The organism is Paraburkholderia sp. BR10923, assembly GCF_040948765.1.
Classification (GTDB): Bacteria; Pseudomonadota; Gammaproteobacteria; order Burkholderiales; family Burkholderiaceae; genus Paraburkholderia; species Paraburkholderia youngii.
Map to the genome: position 1 here is coordinate 1 of NZ_JBFPKO010000129.1, position 946 is coordinate 946.

The window sequence follows — 946 nt, forward strand, 5'->3', positions numbered from 1 at the left end:
TTGTGGCAGGCCGGCGGATGCCCACGGGAACACCGCACCGACAGTCTGTCGGCGGCGTTCAGGAATCTGCAGGAACAGGACGACTTCACGGTCCGCTATACCGCGCTGCTCGAGCATTACGGCATGGTCGGCACGCGCAACAACCGCGGCCGGGGCCCCGAGAACGGCAGCGTGGAGTCATCGCATCGTCACCTGAAGGAGGCAATCGATCAGGCGTTGATGCTGCGGGGTCATCGCGACTTTGCAGAACGTGCTGCCTATGACGGGTTCGTTCGCGAAGTCGTCATGCGCCGTAACCGGCGCAATGCTGCTGGGTTCAACGTTGAGCGCGAGCATCTGCACGATCTGCCCGAGCGTCGCACGACCGACTTCGTCGAGGAAGAAGCGCGCGTTACCCGCTGTGGCACCTTTACCGTGCGCGGGATCCTCTACAGCGCACCATCGCGCCTGATCGGCCACCGCCTGCGGGTACGGCTCTATAACGACCGACTCGACTGCTATCTGTCCGGCGCACTGGTGCACAGCACCCAGCGAGGCTCGCGTGTGCCCTACGGCCGCGGCCGCGCCCTCGATTACCGACACTTCATCGATGCACTCAAACGTAAGCCGCAGGCCTTCAGGGGCCTGGCGTTTCGCGACGACCTGTTTCCGCGCGAAGCGTATCGCCGCACCTGGGAGCAGCTTGAGGCAAGACTGGCACAACGCGAAGCCTGCAAGCTCATGGTCGGGCTACTCGAACTGGCCGCGCATCACGGCGTCGAGGCAATCCTGGCCGAACGGCTCGATGCGCTGCTCGCTGCCGGCAAGTTACCCGAGCTGGAGCAGTTGCGTCACGAATTTGCACCGCATCAGCCCCAGTGTCCCGAAGTGGTGGTTGAGACGCCATCGGCGGCACTCTACGACACGCTGCTCGATGACGAGGTGCCGGTATGAACACCGCTGCTAC

1 pseudogene is annotated in these 946 nt (G+C 64.0%); it reads left to right on the forward strand.

From position 1 onward, the window contains the following. Positions 1-933, forward strand: a pseudogene (locus AB3X94_RS41720) (IS21 family transposase); the annotation flags it as partial. Positions 934-946 lie beyond the last annotated feature (13 nt).